Origin of the sequence: Microbacterium hominis NBRC 15708 (assembly GCF_001592125.1) — a bacterium.
GTDB classification, from domain to species: Bacteria; Actinomycetota; Actinomycetes; order Actinomycetales; family Microbacteriaceae; genus Microbacterium; species Microbacterium hominis.
Genome location: NZ_BCWI01000014.1, coordinates 25065 through 41999 on the forward strand (window position 1 = coordinate 25065; position 16935 = coordinate 41999).

Annotated in this window: 16 protein-coding genes and 1 tRNA gene; 13 read left to right on the forward strand and 4 right to left on the reverse strand. The window is 73.1% G+C overall.

What is annotated here, in order from left to right:
* The first annotated feature begins 29 nt into the window (after positions 1 to 29).
* The 5 genes from MHO01S_RS11500 (at position 30) to MHO01S_RS11520 (ending at position 4873) form a co-directional block, all read left to right on the forward strand.
* On the forward strand, positions 30 to 812 hold the full coding sequence (locus tag MHO01S_RS11500; protein ID WP_061782338.1) for an isocitrate lyase/PEP mutase family protein: 783 nt from the start codon (positions 30 to 32) through the stop codon (positions 810 to 812).
* 38 nt (positions 813 to 850) lie between these two features.
* Positions 851 to 1231, forward strand: coding sequence for a DUF3054 domain-containing protein (locus MHO01S_RS11505; protein WP_060959988.1), 381 nt, complete (start codon positions 851 to 853; stop codon positions 1229 to 1231).
* Positions 1232 to 1258: 27 nt separating this feature from the next.
* Positions 1259 to 2560 carry a M18 family aminopeptidase gene (locus MHO01S_RS11510; RefSeq protein ID WP_061782339.1) on the forward strand — a complete coding sequence of 434 codons (1302 nt, stop codon included), beginning with the start codon at positions 1259 to 1261 and terminating at the stop codon, positions 2558 to 2560.
* Positions 2561 to 2707: 147 nt separating this feature from the next.
* A complete protein-coding gene (locus tag MHO01S_RS11515; protein WP_060959990.1) occupies positions 2708 to 4018 on the forward strand; it encodes an MFS transporter in 1311 nt (436 codons plus the stop codon).
* An 18-nt stretch (positions 4019 to 4036) separates the two neighbouring features.
* A complete protein-coding gene (locus MHO01S_RS11520; protein ID WP_060959991.1) occupies positions 4037 to 4873 on the forward strand; it encodes an SDR family NAD(P)-dependent oxidoreductase in 837 nt (278 codons plus the stop codon).
* 71 nt (positions 4874 to 4944) lie between these two features.
* Here the strand turns inward: MHO01S_RS11520 and MHO01S_RS11525 are convergent, their stop codons facing one another.
* Positions 4945 to 5979: a lactonase family protein gene (locus tag MHO01S_RS11525; RefSeq protein ID WP_060959992.1), complete on the reverse strand. Its 1035-nt coding sequence runs from the start codon at positions 5977 to 5979 to the stop codon at positions 4945 to 4947.
* Between the two features lie 63 nt (positions 5980 to 6042).
* Here MHO01S_RS11525 and MHO01S_RS11530 point away from each other — a divergent pair, with 63 nt between their 5' ends.
* The 5 genes from MHO01S_RS11530 to MHO01S_RS11550 all read left to right on the forward strand — a co-directional run bounded on the left by MHO01S_RS11530 (position 6043) and on the right by MHO01S_RS11550 (position 9957).
* On the forward strand, positions 6043 to 6687 hold the full coding sequence (locus MHO01S_RS11530; RefSeq protein ID WP_060959993.1) for an NAD(P)H-binding protein: 645 nt from the start codon (positions 6043 to 6045) through the stop codon (positions 6685 to 6687).
* Between the two features lie 55 nt (positions 6688 to 6742).
* Positions 6743 to 6922, forward strand: coding sequence for a hypothetical protein (locus MHO01S_RS11535; RefSeq protein WP_060959994.1), 180 nt, complete (start codon positions 6743 to 6745; stop codon positions 6920 to 6922).
* A gap of 79 nt (positions 6923 to 7001) precedes the next feature.
* On the forward strand, positions 7002 to 7556 hold the full coding sequence (locus MHO01S_RS11540; RefSeq protein WP_060960013.1) for an NYN domain-containing protein: 555 nt from the start codon (positions 7002 to 7004) through the stop codon (positions 7554 to 7556).
* A 107-nt stretch (positions 7557 to 7663) separates the two neighbouring features.
* Positions 7664 to 8266, forward strand: coding sequence for a PadR family transcriptional regulator (locus tag MHO01S_RS11545; protein ID WP_061782340.1), 603 nt, complete (start codon positions 7664 to 7666; stop codon positions 8264 to 8266).
* Positions 8267 to 8271: 5 nt separating this feature from the next.
* Complete coding sequence (locus MHO01S_RS11550) at positions 8272 to 9957, forward strand: ABC1 kinase family protein (RefSeq protein ID WP_082734187.1); 1686 nt, start codon at positions 8272 to 8274, stop codon at positions 9955 to 9957.
* 10 nt (positions 9958 to 9967) lie between these two features.
* On the opposite strand, the gene MHO01S_RS11555 is transcribed toward MHO01S_RS11550, so the two are convergent.
* The gene (locus MHO01S_RS11555) at positions 9968 to 10861 is read right to left on the reverse strand and encodes an ATP-grasp domain-containing protein (protein ID WP_061782341.1); all 894 of its coding nucleotides are present in this window, start codon (positions 10859 to 10861) and stop codon (positions 9968 to 9970) included.
* Positions 10862 to 10930: 69 nt separating this feature from the next.
* Between MHO01S_RS11555 and MHO01S_RS11560 the strand changes: the two genes are divergently transcribed.
* The 3 genes from MHO01S_RS11560 (at position 10931) to MHO01S_RS11570 (ending at position 13400) form a co-directional block, all read left to right on the forward strand.
* On the forward strand, positions 10931 to 11641 hold the full coding sequence (locus MHO01S_RS11560) for an NUDIX hydrolase (RefSeq protein ID WP_060959997.1): 711 nt from the start codon (positions 10931 to 10933) through the stop codon (positions 11639 to 11641).
* Between the two features lie 47 nt (positions 11642 to 11688).
* Positions 11689 to 11777 (forward strand) — tRNA-Ser (locus MHO01S_RS11565).
* Between the two features lie 213 nt (positions 11778 to 11990).
* Entirely contained in the window at positions 11991 to 13400 is a 1410-nt protein-coding gene (locus MHO01S_RS11570; protein ID WP_082734188.1) for a dicarboxylate/amino acid:cation symporter, read from the forward strand.
* Between the two features lie 36 nt (positions 13401 to 13436).
* Here the strand turns inward: MHO01S_RS11570 and MHO01S_RS11575 are convergent, their stop codons facing one another.
* On the reverse strand, positions 13437 to 15671 hold the full coding sequence (locus MHO01S_RS11575) for a transglutaminase TgpA family protein (RefSeq protein ID WP_061782342.1): 2235 nt from the start codon (positions 15669 to 15671) through the stop codon (positions 13437 to 13439).
* Positions 15658 to 16932 carry a DUF58 domain-containing protein gene (locus MHO01S_RS11580; RefSeq protein ID WP_061782343.1) on the reverse strand — a complete coding sequence of 425 codons (1275 nt, stop codon included), beginning with the start codon at positions 16930 to 16932 and terminating at the stop codon, positions 15658 to 15660. Before MHO01S_RS11580 ends, MHO01S_RS11575 begins: the two co-directional genes overlap by 14 nt.
* Between the last annotated feature and the right edge of the window lie 3 nt (positions 16933 to 16935).

Sequence of the window (16935 nt, forward strand, 5' to 3'; positions counted from 1 at the left end):
GGAGGCGTCGTTCACGACAGGCTGAGGTCATGACCGATGACACCACGGCCGCCCGCGCTCAGCGCCTGCGCGACCTGTACACCGCCCCCGAGATCCTCCGCGTCGTGAACGTGTGGGACGTCGTCTCCGCGCAGGCGGTGCTCGCGCTGCCCGAGACCCGCGCCCTCGCCACCGCCGGCCACTCGATCGCGGCATCCTTCGGGTACGCCGACGGCACCATCCCGCTGGAGACGACGCTCGACATGGTCGGGCGCATCGTGTCCGTCGCGGGCGAGGTGCCGGTCAGCGCCGACCTGGACGACGGCTACGACGAGCCCGGCGAGACGGTTCGCCGCGCCATCGGCGTGGGGATCGTCGGCGCCAACATGGAAGACCGCCTGCGCCCCTTCGACGAGTCGGTCGCGCGGGTCGCCGCCGCGGTCGCCGCTGCCGCGGCCGAGGGCGTGCCGTTCGCGCTGAACGCTCGCACCGACGCGATCGTGCGCGGCGGAGAGCGCCCGCCGGCGGAGTCGATCGCCGACGCGATCGCCCGCGGTCGCGCGTTCCTCGAGGCGGGCGCGACCTCGGTGTTCGTCCCCGGCGTGCTCGACGCCGACGCGACCGCCCAGCTGGTCGCGGGCATCGGCGAGCGCGCCGTCAGTGTGATCGGCCTGCCCGGCGCGCTCGCGGCCGCCGACTACGAGAAGCTCGGCGTCGCCCGCATCTCGTACGGTCCGCTGACGCAGCGCGTCGCGCTGACCGCGTTCCAGGACGTCGCCGCGCAGCTCTACGCCGACGGGGTGATCCCCGAGGGGACACGCGCGCTGAACTGACGGACGGCAGCCCGGCGACGGGGGAGGAGGATGGAGGCATGTCGCGTTCCGCCTCCCTCCTGCTCGCCGCCGCCCTCGACGTCGCGCTCGTGATCACCTTCGCCGCCGTCGGCCGGGCCAGCCACGACTCCGACGTCTGGACGGGGCTCGCGACGACGGCCTGGCCGTTCCTCGCCGCCCTCGTGCTGGGATGGCTGATCGCGCAGGGGTGGAAGGCGCCGTTCGCCCTCGGACGCACCGGCCTGCCCGTGTGGGCGGTGACCCTCGTCGGCGGCATGCTGCTGCGGGTGGCGTCCGGTCAGGGCATCGCGGTCTCGTTCGTGATCGTGGCGGGCATCGTGCTCGCGGTGTTCCTCCTCGGCTGGCGGCTCGTCGCGCTGCTGCTGCGCCGGGCCACGACGCGGCGCCGCGCCGCGTGAGGCGCCCCCGCGAACTACGCTGAGACGATGCCCGACTCCACCGCGATCCGCGCCCACGCCGAGGATCTGGCCGCGTTCGTCGCCGCCTCGCCGTCCAGCTTCCACGCCGCCGCGGAGGTCGCGCGACGGCTTCGGGATGCCGGGTTCACGGCGGTCGCCGAGGACCAGGCGTGGCCGCACGCTGCCGGCGGCAAGCACCTCGTCGTCCGCGACGGCGCCGTCATCGCGTGGGTCGTGCCCACACGGGCGGACGCCGCGACGCCGGTGCGCGTGTTCGGTGCGCACAGCGACTCGCCGGCCTTCAAGCTCAAGCCGAAGCCCACGACGGGCCGCCTCGGCTGGCTGCAGGCGGGCGTCGAGATCTACGGCGGACCGCTGCTGAACTCGTGGCTCGACCGCGAGCTGCGCCTCGCCGGCCGCCTCGTCCTCGACGACGGCACGACCGCGCTCGCCGCCACCGGGCCCCTGCTGCGCCTGCCGCAGCTCGCGATCCACCTCGACCGCGAGGCGAACGACCACCTCGCCCTGAACAAGCAGGCCCACACCCAGCCCGTGTGGGGACTGGGCGACGCGGCATCCGCCGATCTGCTCGGCGAGCTCGCCGCCGCGGCCGGCGTGGATGCCGCGCGCATCCGCGGCTACGACGTCGTCACCGCCGACGCGGCCCCGGGCGCGGTCTTCGGCAAGGACGACGCGTTCTTCGCGAGCGGACGCCTCGACGACCTCGCCTCCGTGCACGCCGGGGTCGTCGCCCTCGCCGCTGCCGACACCGACGCCGACCACATCGCGATGCTCGCCGTGTTCGACCACGAAGAGGTCGGCTCCGCGACCCGCTCCGGGGCGGCGGGGCCGTTCCTCGCCGACGTCATCGAGCGGATCCAGCTCGGGCTCGGCGCCGATCGCGACCAGCAGCTGCGGGCGCTCGCGGCATCCTGGTGCGTCTCGAGCGACGTCGGCCATTCGGTGCACCCGAACTACCCCGACAAGCACGACCCGGTCGTCCAGCCCGTGCTCGGCAGCGGCCCCATCCTCAAGATCAACGCCAACCAGCGCTACGCGACGGATGCCGCGGGCGCCGCCGCCTGGCACGGCTGGTGCGACGCGGCCGGGGTCGTCTCGCAGGAGTTCGTCTCGAACAACGCCGTGCCGTGCGGGTCGACCATCGGCCCGATCACGGCGACGCGTCTCGGCATCCGGACGGTCGACGTCGGCATCCCGATCCTCTCGATGCACTCCGCGCGGGAGCTCGCCGGGACGGCGGATCTCGACGCGCTCACGCGCGTGGCGGCGGCGTTCTTCGCCTCCGACGGGTCGCATCGGGTACACTGAAGCGCTGTGTCCCCGACGGGGACGCGAAGTGCATCTACCTGCTCCACCCAGCCATCCGGCCGCGACGTCGCGGCGGGAACGCGGCCCCGGATCCATTCGGAGGGCAAGGCGGCACGTGAATAACGAGCCGATGTCCCGGAGGATTCTGTGCACCACCCCTCGACCGCACGCGGTCGGCAGTCGCTGATCGCGCACACCGGCTGGTCGTACTGGCCGATCGCCTTCATCGCGCGGCTGCCGTTCGCGATGATGACCGTCGGCGTGCTGATGCTCGTCGTCCACGCCACCGGCTCCGTCGGCTTCGGCGGGCTGACCTCGGCGGCCGTCGGCATCGGCGTCGTCATCGCCGGTCCGATCATGGGCGACCTCGTCGACCGCCACGGCCAGCGCCGTGTGCTCGTCCCGATCGGCCTCGCGAACGGTCTGCTGCTGGCCGTGTTCCCCCTCGTCGCGACCGGCGCGATGCCCGAAGGGGTCGTCCTGGCCGCCGCCCTCGCGATCGGGCTCACCGGTCCGCAGGCCGCCGCGATGTCGCGCAGCCGCCTGCTCGCGATCGTCGCGGCCCGCATCGCCCCGGAGCGCCGCACGACGACCACGGCACGGTTGATGTCGTACGAGTCGGCGGCGGATGAGACCGCGTTCGTGATCGGCCCGTTCCTCGTCGGCATCCTCGCCGCCCTCATCGCGCCGTGGGCGCCCATCGCGATCGCGGCCGCCCTGAGCTTCGGGTTCGTGCTCGCCTTCGCGCTGCACCCCACGGCCCGGATGCTGCAGAGCCGCGCCGACGCCGACGCGGAGCGCGCCTCGTTCCGCGCGGTCCTGACGCGGCCCCTGCTCGTCCTCGTCGCGGCGACCTTCGCCGTCGGCATGTTCTTCGGCTCCACGCTCACCTCGCTGACCGCCGTCGCCCGCGACGCGGGAGACGAGGCGCAGGCCGGTCTGCTCTACGGCCTGATGGGCATCGGCTCGGCCGTCCTCGCGCTCGGCGTCGTGCTGCTTCCCGCGCGCTTCGCGCTGCGTCACCGGTGGCTGGCGTTCGCGGCCGTGCTGACCGCGGCATCCATCGGGTACGCGACCGCGGCGGGACTGGGCGCCGTGGCCGTGTGGCTGCTGGTGATGGGGCTCGGCGTGGGGCCGACCCTCGTGACCCTGTTCTCCCTCGCCGGCCACCGCGCGCCGCAGGGCCGTTCGGCGACGACCATGACGCTGCTGAGCTCGGCGCTGACGCTGGCGCAGGCGCTGTCGGCCGCGTTCACGGGCTGGCTGGCCGAGCAGGTGTCGGTGGGCGTCGCGATGGTCGTGCCCGCCGTCGCCGCCGCGATCGTGCTCGCGCTCGGCGCGTGGAACGTCGCGATCGAACGCCGCCGCCCGGTCGCACCCGTCCATCCGTCCGGCGAGGTCGCTGTGCCGGCGGCGTGGCGGCACGATGGGACGGACGAACGCGCCCGCGTGCGCTGACGCGTAGACTCGCGACCCATGACAGAGGATGCCGCAGCCCGCACGATCGTGATCACGGGGGCCAGCAGCGGCATCGGCGCCGCCGCCGCGCGTCAGCTGGTGCTGGCCGGACAGCGCGTGGTGATCGTCGGCCGTGACCGGCGTCGTACGCAGCAGGTCGCCGGCGAGCTGGGCATGCCGTTCCACGTCGCCGATTTCGCCGTGCTCGCCGAGGTGCGCGCGCTCGCGGAGGAGCTGCTCGCCGCCCATCCGCGCATCGACGTGCTCGCCAACAACGCCGGCGGCATCTTCGGCGACCGCACGGTGACGGTCGACGGCCTGGAAGCGACGTTCCAGACCAACCACCTCGCGCCGTTCCTGCTCACGAACCTGCTGCGCGAGCGCCTGGTCGATAGCGGAGCCTCGGTCATCCAGACCTCGAGCGTCGCCGCACGCCGCTTCGCCCGTTGGGACATCGACGACCTCAACGCCGAACGGCGCTACTCCGCCAGTGCGGCCTACGGAAACGCGAAGCTGGCGAACGTGCTGTTCACGAAGGAGCTCGCCCGGCGCTGGGGCGGCGACGGGGTCGCGGCGGCCGCCTTCCACCCGGGGGTGATCGGCAGCAGCTTCGCGTCGACCGCGAAGGGCGCCTGGCGGTTCCTGTACACGAACCCGGTCACGAGCCGGCTGCTGACGTCGGTGGACGTCGGCGGCGCGCGACTGGCCTGGCTGGCGCTCGGCAAGCCCGGTCTGGACTGGGAGTCGGGCGGCTACTACGAGGCCAACCGCCCGGCCCGGACCTCGCCGCTCGCCGCCGATCCGGTGATGGCGGGGCGCCTGTGGGAGCGCAGTGCGGAGATGGTCGGTCTCTGACCGCGTTCATCCGTCCCGCGTGGTCGCCACGGCGGCGCGGAAGCGGCGGAACGGGACGGACGAACCGGCGGTCACTCGACGAAGCGCACCCAGTTCGCGCCGCGGCCGGTCTCGGCGCGCTGGCGGCGCTCGAGCTGCGCGCCGTCCACCGCGTAGAGCGTGACGGTCGTCGACTTCTCCCCGGCCGCGACGAGGTAACGCCCCCCGAGGCCCGTGGCGAAGCCGCGAGGCTGCTGCTCGGTCACGGTGAACGACTCGGCATCCGCGACCGTCCCGTCCGCGGCGACCGGCACCGCGGCCAGCGTGCTCTCGGTGCGCTCCGACGCCCACAGCACCGCGCCGTCGGTGCCCCAGTGCAGGTCGGCGCCCCAGATGTAGTGATGGGCGAGCGGGTCGGCGCCGAACTCGCTGTGGCCGAGGCCCTTCGACCGGTCGAAGGCGGATGCCGCGCCCACGAGCTCGAGCGTTCCCGCGGCGGTGTCGCGGCGGTAGTGCAGCACCTCGCCGGAGAACTCGGTCAGCACGTACACGGCATCCTGCGCGTCGTTGAGCACCAGGTGGCGCGGGCCGCTGCCGGCCGGGGCCGCGGCGGTCGCGGGCTCGAGCGGGACGAGCGAGAGGTCGTCGGCGAGGGCGTACTGGGCGACGAGGTCGGCTCCGAGCGAGACGAAGTACGCGAAGCGGCCGTCGGCGCTGGCGAGCACGGAATGCAGGTTCGGGTAGGCGATCCGCGAGACCGGCGCGCCGACGGAGCCGTCCGCGACGGGGCAGCTGATGCCGTAGCCGCCGCCGTAGCTCGCGCCCAGGAGGGCGGTGCCGTCGCGCGTGAGCGCCAGGTAGTTCATGCCGCCGCCCGGCAGGTCGAGCCGCGACACCGTCGTCAGCCGACCGCTCTCGCGATCGAGCGCGAGGGTCACGATCCCGGCGGGCTCGCCCTTGACCGCCGCGTAGACCAGGTCGCGCGCGGCGTCGACGGCGAAGGTCGAGCATCCGGTCAGTCCCTCGGTGACGGCGAGCCGCTCGAGGGCGCCGTCGGCGAGGCGGAAGGTCGAGATCGAGCCGTCCGCGGCGTTGGCGACGAGGACGAGGGGAGTCGTTGCGGTCATGGCTCCAGCGTAGGCGGCGGCGCGTACGCTGGAGGCACCGCAGCGACGACCGGAGGACTGACCATGGCGCGCATCCTGCTCATCGGCGGACACGGCAAGGTGGCCCTGCTCCTCGAGCCGCTCCTGGCCGACCGGGGCCACGAGGTCACCGCCGTCATCCGCAACCCCGCCCACGAGGACGAGGTCTCCGCCACCGGCGCGCACCCGCTCGTCGCGGATGTCGAGCGTTTCGACCTCGACCGGCTCACCGGGCTCGTGAGCGGCTTCGACGTCGTCGTGTGGTCGGCGGGCGCGGGCGGGGGAGACGCCGCCCGTACCTACGCGGTCGACCGCGACGCGGCGATCCGCACGATCGACGCCACGCGCGCCGCGGGGGTCTCTCGCTTCGTGATGGTGTCGTACTTCGGCGCGGGGCCCGATCACGGCGTCGACCCCGAGGACGGGTTCTACGCGTATGCCGAGGCCAAGGCCGCCGCGGACGAGCACCTGCGCGCCAGCGGCCTCGCCTACACGATCGTCGCGCCGTCGGCGCTGACGCTCGACCCGCCGACGGGGCTCATCGACGTGGATGCCGAACGGAGCGCGTCGGTGTCGCGCGCCGACGTCGCGGCTGTGATCGCCGCGGTGATCGACGAGCCGTCGACCGTCGGGCGGACGATCCGCTTCAACGCGGGCGCGACCCCCATCGCGTCGGCGCTTCGGCGCTGAGCTCCGAGCCGCGGCATCCCGGTCGCCCGCGCGCGGCAGCGTCTACGCTGGAACCATGAGCAGGAGCACTCTCGGGACCGTCGTCGGGGTCGTCGTGGCGATCCTCATCGCGTGGGTACTCGTGAACGTGGTCTTCAGCGTGCTGTGGTTCATCGCGAAGATCGGCGTCGTGCTCGTGGTCGCCGTGATCGTGTTCTTCTTCCTGCGCGGCGCCTTCGCCCGCGGCGACGACTGATCGCCGCCCGCTCCGTGCCCGCTGCTACGGTCGAGGGGCGCGGACCGCGAGAGGACGCGTGGATGCCGAGGGAGGCAACGTGACGGAACGGACCAGCTGGATCCTCGTCGACGGTGAGAACATCGACGCCACGCTCGGCGGATCGATCCTCGGTCGTCGACCGCAACCGGACGAGCGACCGCGCTGGGACCGCCTCCTCGGGTTCCTCGAGGAGCGGTGGCAGCAGCCGGTGCGCGGGCTGTTCTTCCTCAACGCCTCGACGCACCTGCCGATGCCGTTCGTGCAGGCGCTGCTCGCGCTCGGCTACACGCCCGTGCCGCTGTCGGGTCCGAGCGACGCGAAGGTGGTCGATCTGGCGATCCAGCGGACCCTCCGCGCGCTTCGCGATCGCGGGGGCGACGTCGTGCTCGTCAGCCACGACCGCGACTTCGTCGACGACCTCGCCGTCCTCGCCGGCGAGGAGCGGCGGGTGGGCCTCATCGGATTCCACGAGTTCCGCAGCAGCGAGTTCGCCGCCGTGCCGGGCCTGGAGTTCTTCGACCTCGAGTACGACGTGCACGCGTTCGACGCCGTCCTGCCGCGGGTGCGGGTCATCCCGATCGAGGAGTTCGATCCGCTGCAGTTCCTCGGCTGAGACCGCGTCGCGCCGCCCGCGCCGCTGCTCGGATTCCAAGCCCGCACACAGACGAACGATATATCGTTGACTATCGTCGAATCGTCGACGCGACATCGGGAGGCATCATGAACGACTCATTCGCAGGTGCAGACTTCGGCGGACGCCGGCCGGGAGCCCACGGCTTCGGCGGGCGCGGGTTCGGCGCGGGAGCATTCGGCGGAGGTCCGGGCGGCATGTGGGACGCGATGGAGAACCTCCGCGCGTCGTTCGAGCAGCGCACCGGCCCGCGCATGGGACGCGGGGACGTGCGCGCGGCGGTGCTCGCACTGCTCGCCGAACAGCCCATGCACGGCTACCAGATCATCCAGGAGATCGAGCAGCGTAGCGGCGGGGCGTGGAAGCCCAGTGCGGGCTCGGTGTACCCGACCCTGCAGATGCTCGCCGATGAGGGCCTGATCGCCGCCGAGGAGGCGAACGGGCGCAAGACCTACAGCCTCACCGACGCGGGTCGCGCCGAGGCCGACGCGGCCGCGGAGCGGACGGCGCCGTGGGAGACGCCGGGCCAGCGCGACGGTGGGCGCATGAGCGCGCTGCCCAAGGCCGGGTTCGAGCTCGCGCAGGCCGTCGCCCAGGTCGGACGCACCGGCACGCCCGCGCAGGTGCAGCAGGCCGTGGATGTGCTCGACGAGGCGCGTCGCCGCATCTACGCCCTCCTCGCGCAGGACTGACCGGCGTGCCGTCCGGGTCCCGCGCGCGATACCGGCGCATCCTCCGCTTCGCCGCACTGTCGCTGGCGCAGACCTGGTGGTACGACCTGTTCCTCCCGCGCGTCGGGCTGCGCCGACTGGCCGAACGTTCGCGCAGCGCCCGGATGCAGCGCATCGCACGCCGCTTCCACGCGCTCGCCGTCGACCTCGGCGGCCTGATGATCAAGGTCGGGCAGTTCATGTCGTCGCGGCTGGACGTGCTGCCGCCGGAGATCACGCAGGAGCTGGAAGGGCTGCAGGACGAGGTGCCGCCGGTGCCGTTCGCGCTGATCCGCGCGGCCGCCGAGGCCGAGCTGGGCGTGCCCCTCGAACGGGCGTTCGCCTGGTTCGACGAGTCGCCGGTGGCGGCGGCATCCCTCGGGCAGGCGCACCGCGCGCGGCTCACGCCGGCCGATGCGACGCTCACCGGTTACGGCGCGGTGATCGTCAAGGTGCAGCGGCCCGGGATCGATGAGATCGTCGAGGTCGACCTCGCCGCCCTCCGCCGTGTCGCGGGCTGGCTGAGCCGCGTGCGGCTGGTGTCCGACCGGGTCGACGCCCCGGCGCTCGCGGAGGAGTTCGCGGCGACCTCCCTCGAGGAGATCGACTATCTCCACGAGGCGCAGAACGCCGAGCGCTTCGCCGCCGACACCGCCGCCGATGCCCAGGTCGCCGTCCCGGAGGTCGTCTGGGAGCGCTCGACCCGCAAGGTGCTCACGCTCGAGGACGTCACGGCGATCAAGATCTCCGACGTCGACGCCCTGCGCGCCGCGGGGATCGACCCGTCCGAGGTCGCGCACGCCTTCGCGACGACGATGTTCACCCAGCTGTTCCGCACGGGCTTCTTCCACGCCGACCCCCACCCCGGCAACGTGTTCGTCACGCCGCGACCGGCGTCGGCGGATGCCGCGGCGCCGCCCTGGACGCTCACCTTCATCGACTTCGGGATGATGGGCACGGTCGACACGCGGCTGCGCTCGGGGCTGCGCACCGTGCTGCTGGCCGTCGCCGCGCGCGACAGCAAGCGTCTGGTCCAGGGCATCCTCGACGTCGGTGCGCTCCTGCCCGGCGCCGACACCCGTGACCTCGAGCGCGCCTACGCGAAGCTGTTCGCGCGCTTCGGCGGGATGGGCTTCGCGCAGCTGCGCGAGGTCGATCCGCGCGAGTTCCGCGACTTCGCGGAGGAGTTCGGCGACGTCGTGCGGACCCTTCCGTTCCAGTTGCCGGAGAACTTCCTGCTGATCATCCGCGCGATCTCGCTGACGTCGGGTGTCTGCAGCACGCTCGACCCCGAGTTCAACATCTGGGAGAGCGTCGAACCGTTCGCCGGTCAGGTGCTGCGCGACGAGGGCGGCAACGTCGTCAAGGACGCCCTCGCCCAGGTCGGCGACGTGTTGGCCACCTCGTGGCGGCTGCCGGGGCGTCTCGACGGCCTCATCACGGGTTTCGAGGAGGGCACGGTCGCCGTCGACATGTCGCGGCTGGAGCGGCGATTGGACCGTCTGGAGCGGATCGCCTCGCGAGGGCTCACGGCGATGGTGTTCGGCATCCTCCTCATCGCCGGCATCCTGCTGCGCGCCACCGACGGGGTGTTCGGAACCGTGCTGATGGCGGCATCCGTCGTGCCGCTCGTCATGACGCTGCTGCCGCGGTCGGGTCGACCCCGACGGTGAGGCCGCCGCGTCAGCGCGCGGCGGCGCGCAGGAGCGCGTCGACGACCGCGGGCGTCGCGTGCGGCGCCACGTGCAGGTTCAGGGCGGGCTCGACGAGCTCGACCTCCAGCAGCACGAGCCCGTAGCGGCGCGAGCGCACCGTGTCGATGCGGGCGTACAGGGGGAGGGGGCCGCCGGTCACGGTCTGCACCGCGCGCACGACCTCGGTCGCGAAGGCGACCTCGTCGTCGAACGCGGGGACCTGCTCGGGATGCTCCTCGTACACGCCGCCGATGAGACCGCCGCCCACCTCCAGCAGCGCACCCTTCGAGATCGCGTGGGTGAAGACGCCGTCGACGAGGTAGAGGGCCTTCTCCCATCCGCGCGAGAGCTCCGCCACCTCGGGCTGGATCATCGCCGTGCCGCCGCCGTCGATGATCCGCGCGGCGAGGGCGAGCGCCGCCGGGTCGACGGCGTCGAACAGCCCGGTGTCGCGGGCCCCCGCCGACACCGACGGCTTCACGACGACGCGCTCGTGGGCGCCGAGGGCCGCGCGAGCCTCGTCGACGCTCCGCGCGTAGGCGGTCGGCACCACGCGGATGCCCGCGCCGTCCAGCTCGGCCAGATAGTGCTTGTCGAGGTTCCAGCGCATGGTCGCGGGGGCGTTCACGACACGCGTGGACGCCTCGGCGCGGTCGAGCCATGCCTGGAACTGCGCGGGACGCTCGGGGTAGTCCCACGGCGATCGGATCGCGAGCAGGTCGAACGCGGCGAGGTCGACGCGATCGTCATGCCAGACCACGGCGTCCGCCGCGGCGCCGCGGCTGCGAAGAGCGTCGAGCAGCAGCGGGGTGTCGTGGTCGGGGTCTTCGTCGGAGTAGGCGTCCGTCACGACGATGCCGATGCGCGGCGCGGGCGAGCTCACCGCTCCACCCTATCGACGGGCGGGCCCGCCCCCGCGCCGTCCGCCGCCGTGAGGCCGTAGCCTGAACGGGTGCCCTCAGAACGTGCTCTCGACCCCGCGGGCGGGGGAGCACGGGCCGAGCTGATCGCGCTCGCCGCCGGCGGCGAGGACTGGAGCGTGCCGTTGCGCGAGCTGCCCGCCCCGGCATCGGCGCGGCCCGCCGCCGTGCTCATCCTGTTCGGCGTGCTCGATGCGGTGCCCAGTGCGCACGACGCGCAGGATGCCGCGGTCTCGCGCGAGCTCGATGTGCTGCTGCTCGAGCGTGCGACGACGCTGCGTGCCCACCCCGGCCAGGTCGCCTTCCCCGGCGGTCGTCTCGACCCCGGGGATGCCGGGCCGATCGCGGCCGCGCTGCGCGAGGCGGAGGAGGAGACGGGACTCGACCCCGCGGGCGTGGAGGTGCTGGGGGCGCTCCCGTCGGTTCCCCTCGAGTTCTCCGGTCACCTCGTCACGCCCGTGCTGGGCTGGTGGCGGCATCCGTCGCCCGTCCGCGTCGTGGACGACGCCGAGTCGGCCGCGGTCTTCCGCGCCCCCGTCGCGGACCTGCTCGACCCGCGCAACCGCGCCGTCACCGTGATCGAGCGCGACGGCCGGGTCTGGCGCGGACCGGCGTTCGAGGTTCAGGGGCACCTGGTGTGGGGCTTCACGGCGATGCTGCTCGATGCCCTGTTCGACCGCCTCGGCTGGACCGAGCCGTGGGATCTCGGCGATCGGACCCGGCGCATCCCGCTGCCGTCCTGACCCTCGGTCGACATCGAGGCTTCCCCGCGGCTGATAGGATCGTCGGCGGAAGTGTGTCCGAGCGGCCTAAGGAGCATGGCTGGAATCCATGTAGGCGGGGTAACTCGCCTCGCAGGTTCAAATCCTGTCACTTCCGCTCCGAGATGAGCCCCACCTCTCCATGGTGGGGCTCATCGTCATTCCCGGGACGGAAGGGCCGGCCGTTCACCCGCGCGGACGCGACCTGGCTACGAAGCCGGGAATACGGTGGATGAGGACGAGGTTGGCCTCACGAGTCGGGTGATCCTCCGTGGTCGCCGCCGCGGCCGCCGCTCCGCCCGGCATCCGTCAATCTGGAGATATCCCCCTCATGAGTTCCACCAGCACCACCGCGCCCGCCGCGCGTCCGCCCAAGCCGAAGAAGCCGTTCTACCGGTCGTTCGGCTTCCAGATCACGATCGCGCTGATCGCCGGCATCCTGCTCGGCGTCCTCGCGCTGAACCTGGGTCCGGATGCCGCGGGAGGCCCGAACGGACTGACGGCGACGCTGTCGACCATCGGAAACGGGTACGTCACGCTGCTGAAGGCGGCCGTCGTGCCGCTGATCTTCCTCGCCATCGTCGCGAGCATCACCCAGTTGCGCAACGTCACGAACGCCGCACGCCTGGCCGGGCAGACGCTGCTCTGGTTCGGCATCACGGCGCTGATCGCGGTGACGATCGGCATCGTCCTGGGCGTCACGATCCAGCCCGGCAACCGCGTCGCGCACGACCAGCTGACCACCGCCGACCCGTACACGGTCGGCACCTGGTGGAACTTCCTCAAGGGCCTGATCCCGCAGAACGTCCTCGGTCTCACCGTCTCGAGCTCCGCGGATGCCGCCACCGGCGCCGTGACGTCGACGGTGGGCTTCAACGTCCTCCAGGTGATCGTGGTGTCGGTGGCCGTCGGCATCGCGGCGCTGAAGATCGGCGCCCGCGCGGAACCGTTCGTGGCGTTCACGCAGTCGTCGCTGAAGATCGTCCAGCGCGTGCTGTGGTGGATCATCCGCATCGCGCCCCTCGGCACCCTCGGGCTCATCGCGTCCGCGGTGGTGCAGTACGGCACGGACAAGCTGCTCACGCTCGTGTGGTTCGTGGTCGCCGTCTACGCCGGCCTGGTGCTGGTGCTGTTCGTCGTGTACCCGATCCTCATCAAGAGCCACGGGCTGTCGATCAAGCAGTACTTCTCCGGCGTGTGGCCGGCCGTCCAGCTCGGATTCGTGTCGCGGTCGTCGATCGGCACGCTGCCGCTGACCGAGCGGGTGACCGAGCGCAACCTCGGGGTGCCGCGCGAGTACGCGTCGTTCGCCGTGCCGCTCGGCGCGACGACCAAGATGGACGGCTGCGCCGCGATCTACCCGGCCATCGCCGCGATCTTCGTCGCGCAGTTCTTCGGCATCGAGCTGAACATCGTGTCGTACCTGCTCATCGCGCTGGTGTCGGTGGTCGGATCGGCCGCGACGGCGGGGACGACGGGCGCGACGGTCATGCTGACGCTCACGCTGTCCACGCTCGGCCTGCCGCTGGAAGGCGTCGGACTGCTGCTCGCGATCGATCCCATCCTCGACATGGGCCGCACCGCGGTGAACGTCGCCGGGCAGGCGCTCGTTCCGACGATCGTCGCGAAGCGCGAAGGCATCCTCGACCGCGCGCTCTACGACGCGCCCCGCGACGGGGAGCCCTTCGCGGACGACTCGGCGGACGACGCCGAGAGCGCCCCGGCATTGTCGCGGAGCTGACCCCTCGGCTCTCGCCCCGCGACGCCCCGGTACCGATCAGGCCGGGGCGTCGCGGTCGGCGAAGGCCGACCCGGGCCGGATGAGCAGCGAGCGGGGCAGCGCGATCACCCGCGCGCGCCGAGCGGGAGTCATCGCGGCGAGCATCGCGGCGCGGATGCCGAGAGCGTCCTCGACGGCGCGCGCACCGGCATCCGCCCCCGCTCCCGCGGCGTAGTTCGCGCGCTCCACCGCGGAGACCAGCCGGGACACGGCATCGGGCGGCGCGTCGGCCGACGCCACGAGCACGGCGCCGAAGGCCCGCGGCGTCTGGGACGATGACACGGGCACGCCTGCGTCGATCGCGGTGTCCTGCACGAGCCGCCAGGCGGCGGCCACACTGGCGCGGCGCCGGAGGAGCATCCTCCGCGCGGCAACGGCCGCGGCCGGCAGGATCGCCAGGACGATCACGGCGGCGACGACGCCGAGCACCGGCCGGGGATCGATGAGGGCCGCCCCCGCACCGGCGGCATCCGCGGGCGCGGTCTCGGCCGGACCGTTCACACTTTCGGTGGGAGCCGTCGTGGCCGCGGCGGTCGGCGACGCGGTCGGCGCGCTCGTGGGCGCGTCGGTGCCGCTCGACGCGGCGCTCTGGAACCGTGTCGCCGTGCCGAGGCTCTTCGTCGGCTCGAACGGCACCCAGCCGATCCCGCGGAAGTACACTTCGGGCCACGCGTGCAGCTGGCTGCCGGTGACGTTCACGACGCGCTCGCCGTCGACGACCTGACCGGTGAACGCGCCCGGAAGGAAGCCCACGACGATGCGGGTGGGCATGCCGAGGCTTCGCGCCATCAGCGCGAACGCGCCCGCGAAATGCACGCAGTAGCCCGTCTTGGCCTCGAGGAACGCGGCGACCGCATCCGATCCCTGGCCGTCGAAGCCCTCCTGCACGGGAGCGTCGAGCGAGTAGGTGAACGCGGGGCCGCGGAACCAGTCCTGCAGGGCGATGAGTCTGTCGTAGTCGGTGGTCGCCGATGCCGTGACCTCGCGGGCGAGCGCGCCGATGATGGGCGGGGTGTCGGCGGGCACCGCGTCGACCTCGATCCGCAGGCCCGTGCCGCCCGCGGAGGTCGCGCGGATCTGCTCGAGGGTGGGGCGGGCGACATCCGCGAGGACGGTGTACTCCTGCCCCTGGGTCGCGCCCTGGGAGCCCATGACCGTGCGGTTGTACGGCACGAACCGCCACGACCCGACGAGGCCGTCGACCTGCGCCGCCGCGTAGGGGACGGGCGCGTAGGCCGTGGCCAGGTTCTTGACGGTGATGGTCGTGCGCTCCTGCGCGACGGCGATGTCGGGGCCGACCTCGAGACCCTCCAGCGGCTCGCCGCCGAGATCGACCGTGCTCGTGCGATCGGGCTGCCAGACGGCGCCGTCGAAGACGGAGAGCGTCGCGACGCGGAGGTAGGGGACGACGGAGCTGTCGCTGCGCATCGTGAGCACGGTCGCATCGCTCTGGCGGCGCAGGTCGGCGCCGAGATCCAACGAGGGGTCGATCATGGTGGCCGTGCCGGGGCCCGCCGCCGGCGTGGCCGCCTGGATCGTCGGCCCGAGCGCGAGAGCCGTCACGATCGCCACCGCGCCGATGGTCACCGCGACGGCGGAGACGCCTCCCGCCCGACGCGGCGCCCGCGACTCGCGGGTGCGCGTCTCCGCCCGGATCAACAGGAGCACCGCGACGGCCAGCAGCACGAAGGCGACGACGTCGACGCCCGCGGGCACGGCGATCGCGGGGATCAGCCACACGGCGACCAGCGCGACGCTCGCCAGCAGCGGCATCCGCGCCGTCACGACGACATGGTCGAGCGCGATCGTCAGCAGCCCGAGCGAGGCGACGATCACGAAGCTCAACGGGGTCGTCGCCGTCAGCGGAGCGATGCCGTCGGCGATCGACGTGGATGCCGCGGCGATCATGCGCGGCACCGCCTCGACGAGCGTCCCCGTCGGAATGACGCCGAGGAGCGCATCGCGGGGGAAGAAGACGGCCGTGACGGCGCCGGCCCACACCGCGAGCTCGATGAGCGTCACCACGGTCGCCGCGACCCGCAGCCGGCGCAGCACGTAGCCGATCGTCAGGAGCGCCAGCGGCAGGCCGGCCGCGCCCCACAGCCACGAGCCGCTCTGGACGACGCGCGTGAGCGGCACGAGGGTGGCGAGCAGTCCGAGCCACAGAGCGAGGGAGAGCCGCAGCTCTCCGCGTTGCGCCGTCCGCCGCCGGCGGCCCTCACGCGACGGCACGGCCGCCCCCTCGCGTGCTGGTCGCGGCGACGGCATCCGACCACGCCGATGCGAGGTCGGCGCCCGGAGCGATGACGCCGAGCCGCCACCCCGTGTCGACGGCGCGGACACGCGCCGCCTCGGAGGCCGCCACGGTCAGAAGCACCGGCAGCGTGCTGTGATGGGGCAGCGCAGCCAGCGCCGCGGCATCCGCGTCGTCGATCGCGCCGGTGACGAGCACGACGGGACCGGCCGAGATACCCGTGAACAGGCGCACCAGCGCGTCGAGGGGGAGGTCGCGTCGTGCCGTCACGGTCGCCAGCGCGATGGCCAGCTGCTCGACACCGCGGCCGTCGCCGCCCTCGATGGGATCGGCCAGCACGGCGCCGTCCGCGTCGATCACCGTCACGAGGTAGCCCTCGCGCACCAGCAGCGCCGTCGCGGACAGGCATGCCGACACGGCGATCTCGAAGCCCGGGTCGCCTCCCGGGGCGCGCGCCGCCTCGACGGGCCAGCGGGGTGCGCCGCGGTCGAGCACGACGACGGCCTCGGGTGTCGTCTCCTGCTCCTCCTGTCGCACCATCAACTCGTCGCGGTGGGCGCTGGCGCGCCAGTGGATGCGGCGCATCGAGTCGCCCGGTGCGTAGGTGCGCGGGATGAGGTTGTCGGCTCCCTGCCCGAGACGGTCGACGACACTGCGGGTGCTGCCGCCGGCGTCGCCGGGCAGATCGCTCAGCGGCCCGAGCTCCACGACCTCCGGCACGATCACGAGCGGAGAGCCGTCACCGACCGAGCGCCGCCGGCGGGTGAAGCCGAAGGGATCGGTCGAGACGACGGAGAGGGGCCCGACCGTGCGGATGCCGCGGCGCATCGCCCGCGCCGAGTAGACGAGCTCGACGCCCTCAGTGCCGGCCACGGCGGAGGCGGTCGCCGGGAACACGCCGGCCGGCCCCGCGGCGGTGGCGTCGGGGCTCGCGTCGATGCCGTCCGGCAGTCGGTCGCGCCAACGGCCCTCGCTGGAGGGGAGGGAGGATCGGGTGCGCACGCGGAGGCGCACGCGGACGTCGGTGCCGACCGGCGCCACGTCGGGTGAGAACGAGCGGGAGACGCGCGCCGAGCGGGGCACCAGGTACAGCGTCGCCGCGCTGACGGCGACGACGATCGCGAGGAGCGCGCCGACATAGGCGAGCTCGGCGATGCCGAAGCGCTGCGCGAGGAACCCGCACACCGCCGCGAGCAGCACCGCGCCGGTGCCGCGCGCGGTCAGAGGCCAGCCGGACACGAC

Bases quoted from the DNA above. Each gene is read 5' to 3' on its own strand.
- MHO01S_RS11545 (WP_061782340.1), top strand. From the start codon at position 7,664: ATGAACGACTCATTCGCAGGTGCAGACTTCGGCGGACGCCGGCCGGGA.
- MHO01S_RS11530 (WP_060959993.1), top strand. From the start codon at position 6,043: ATGGCGCGCATCCTGCTCATCGGCGGACACGGCAAGGTGGCCCTGCTC.
- MHO01S_RS11570 (WP_082734188.1), top strand. From the start codon at position 11,991: ATGAGTTCCACCAGCACCACCGCGCCCGCCGCGCGTCCGCCCAAGCCG.
- MHO01S_RS11535 (WP_060959994.1), top strand. From the start codon at position 6,743: ATGAGCAGGAGCACTCTCGGGACCGTCGTCGGGGTCGTCGTGGCGATC.
- MHO01S_RS11525 (WP_060959992.1), bottom strand. From the start codon at position 5,979: ATGACCGCAACGACTCCCCTCGTCCTCGTCGCCAACGCCGCGGACGGC.
- MHO01S_RS11500 (WP_061782338.1), top strand. From the start codon at position 30: ATGACCGATGACACCACGGCCGCCCGCGCTCAGCGCCTGCGCGACCTG.
- MHO01S_RS11520 (WP_060959991.1), top strand. From the start codon at position 4,037: ATGACAGAGGATGCCGCAGCCCGCACGATCGTGATCACGGGGGCCAGC.
- MHO01S_RS11505 (WP_060959988.1), top strand. From the start codon at position 851: ATGTCGCGTTCCGCCTCCCTCCTGCTCGCCGCCGCCCTCGACGTCGCG.
- MHO01S_RS11510 (WP_061782339.1), top strand. From the start codon at position 1,259: ATGCCCGACTCCACCGCGATCCGCGCCCACGCCGAGGATCTGGCCGCG.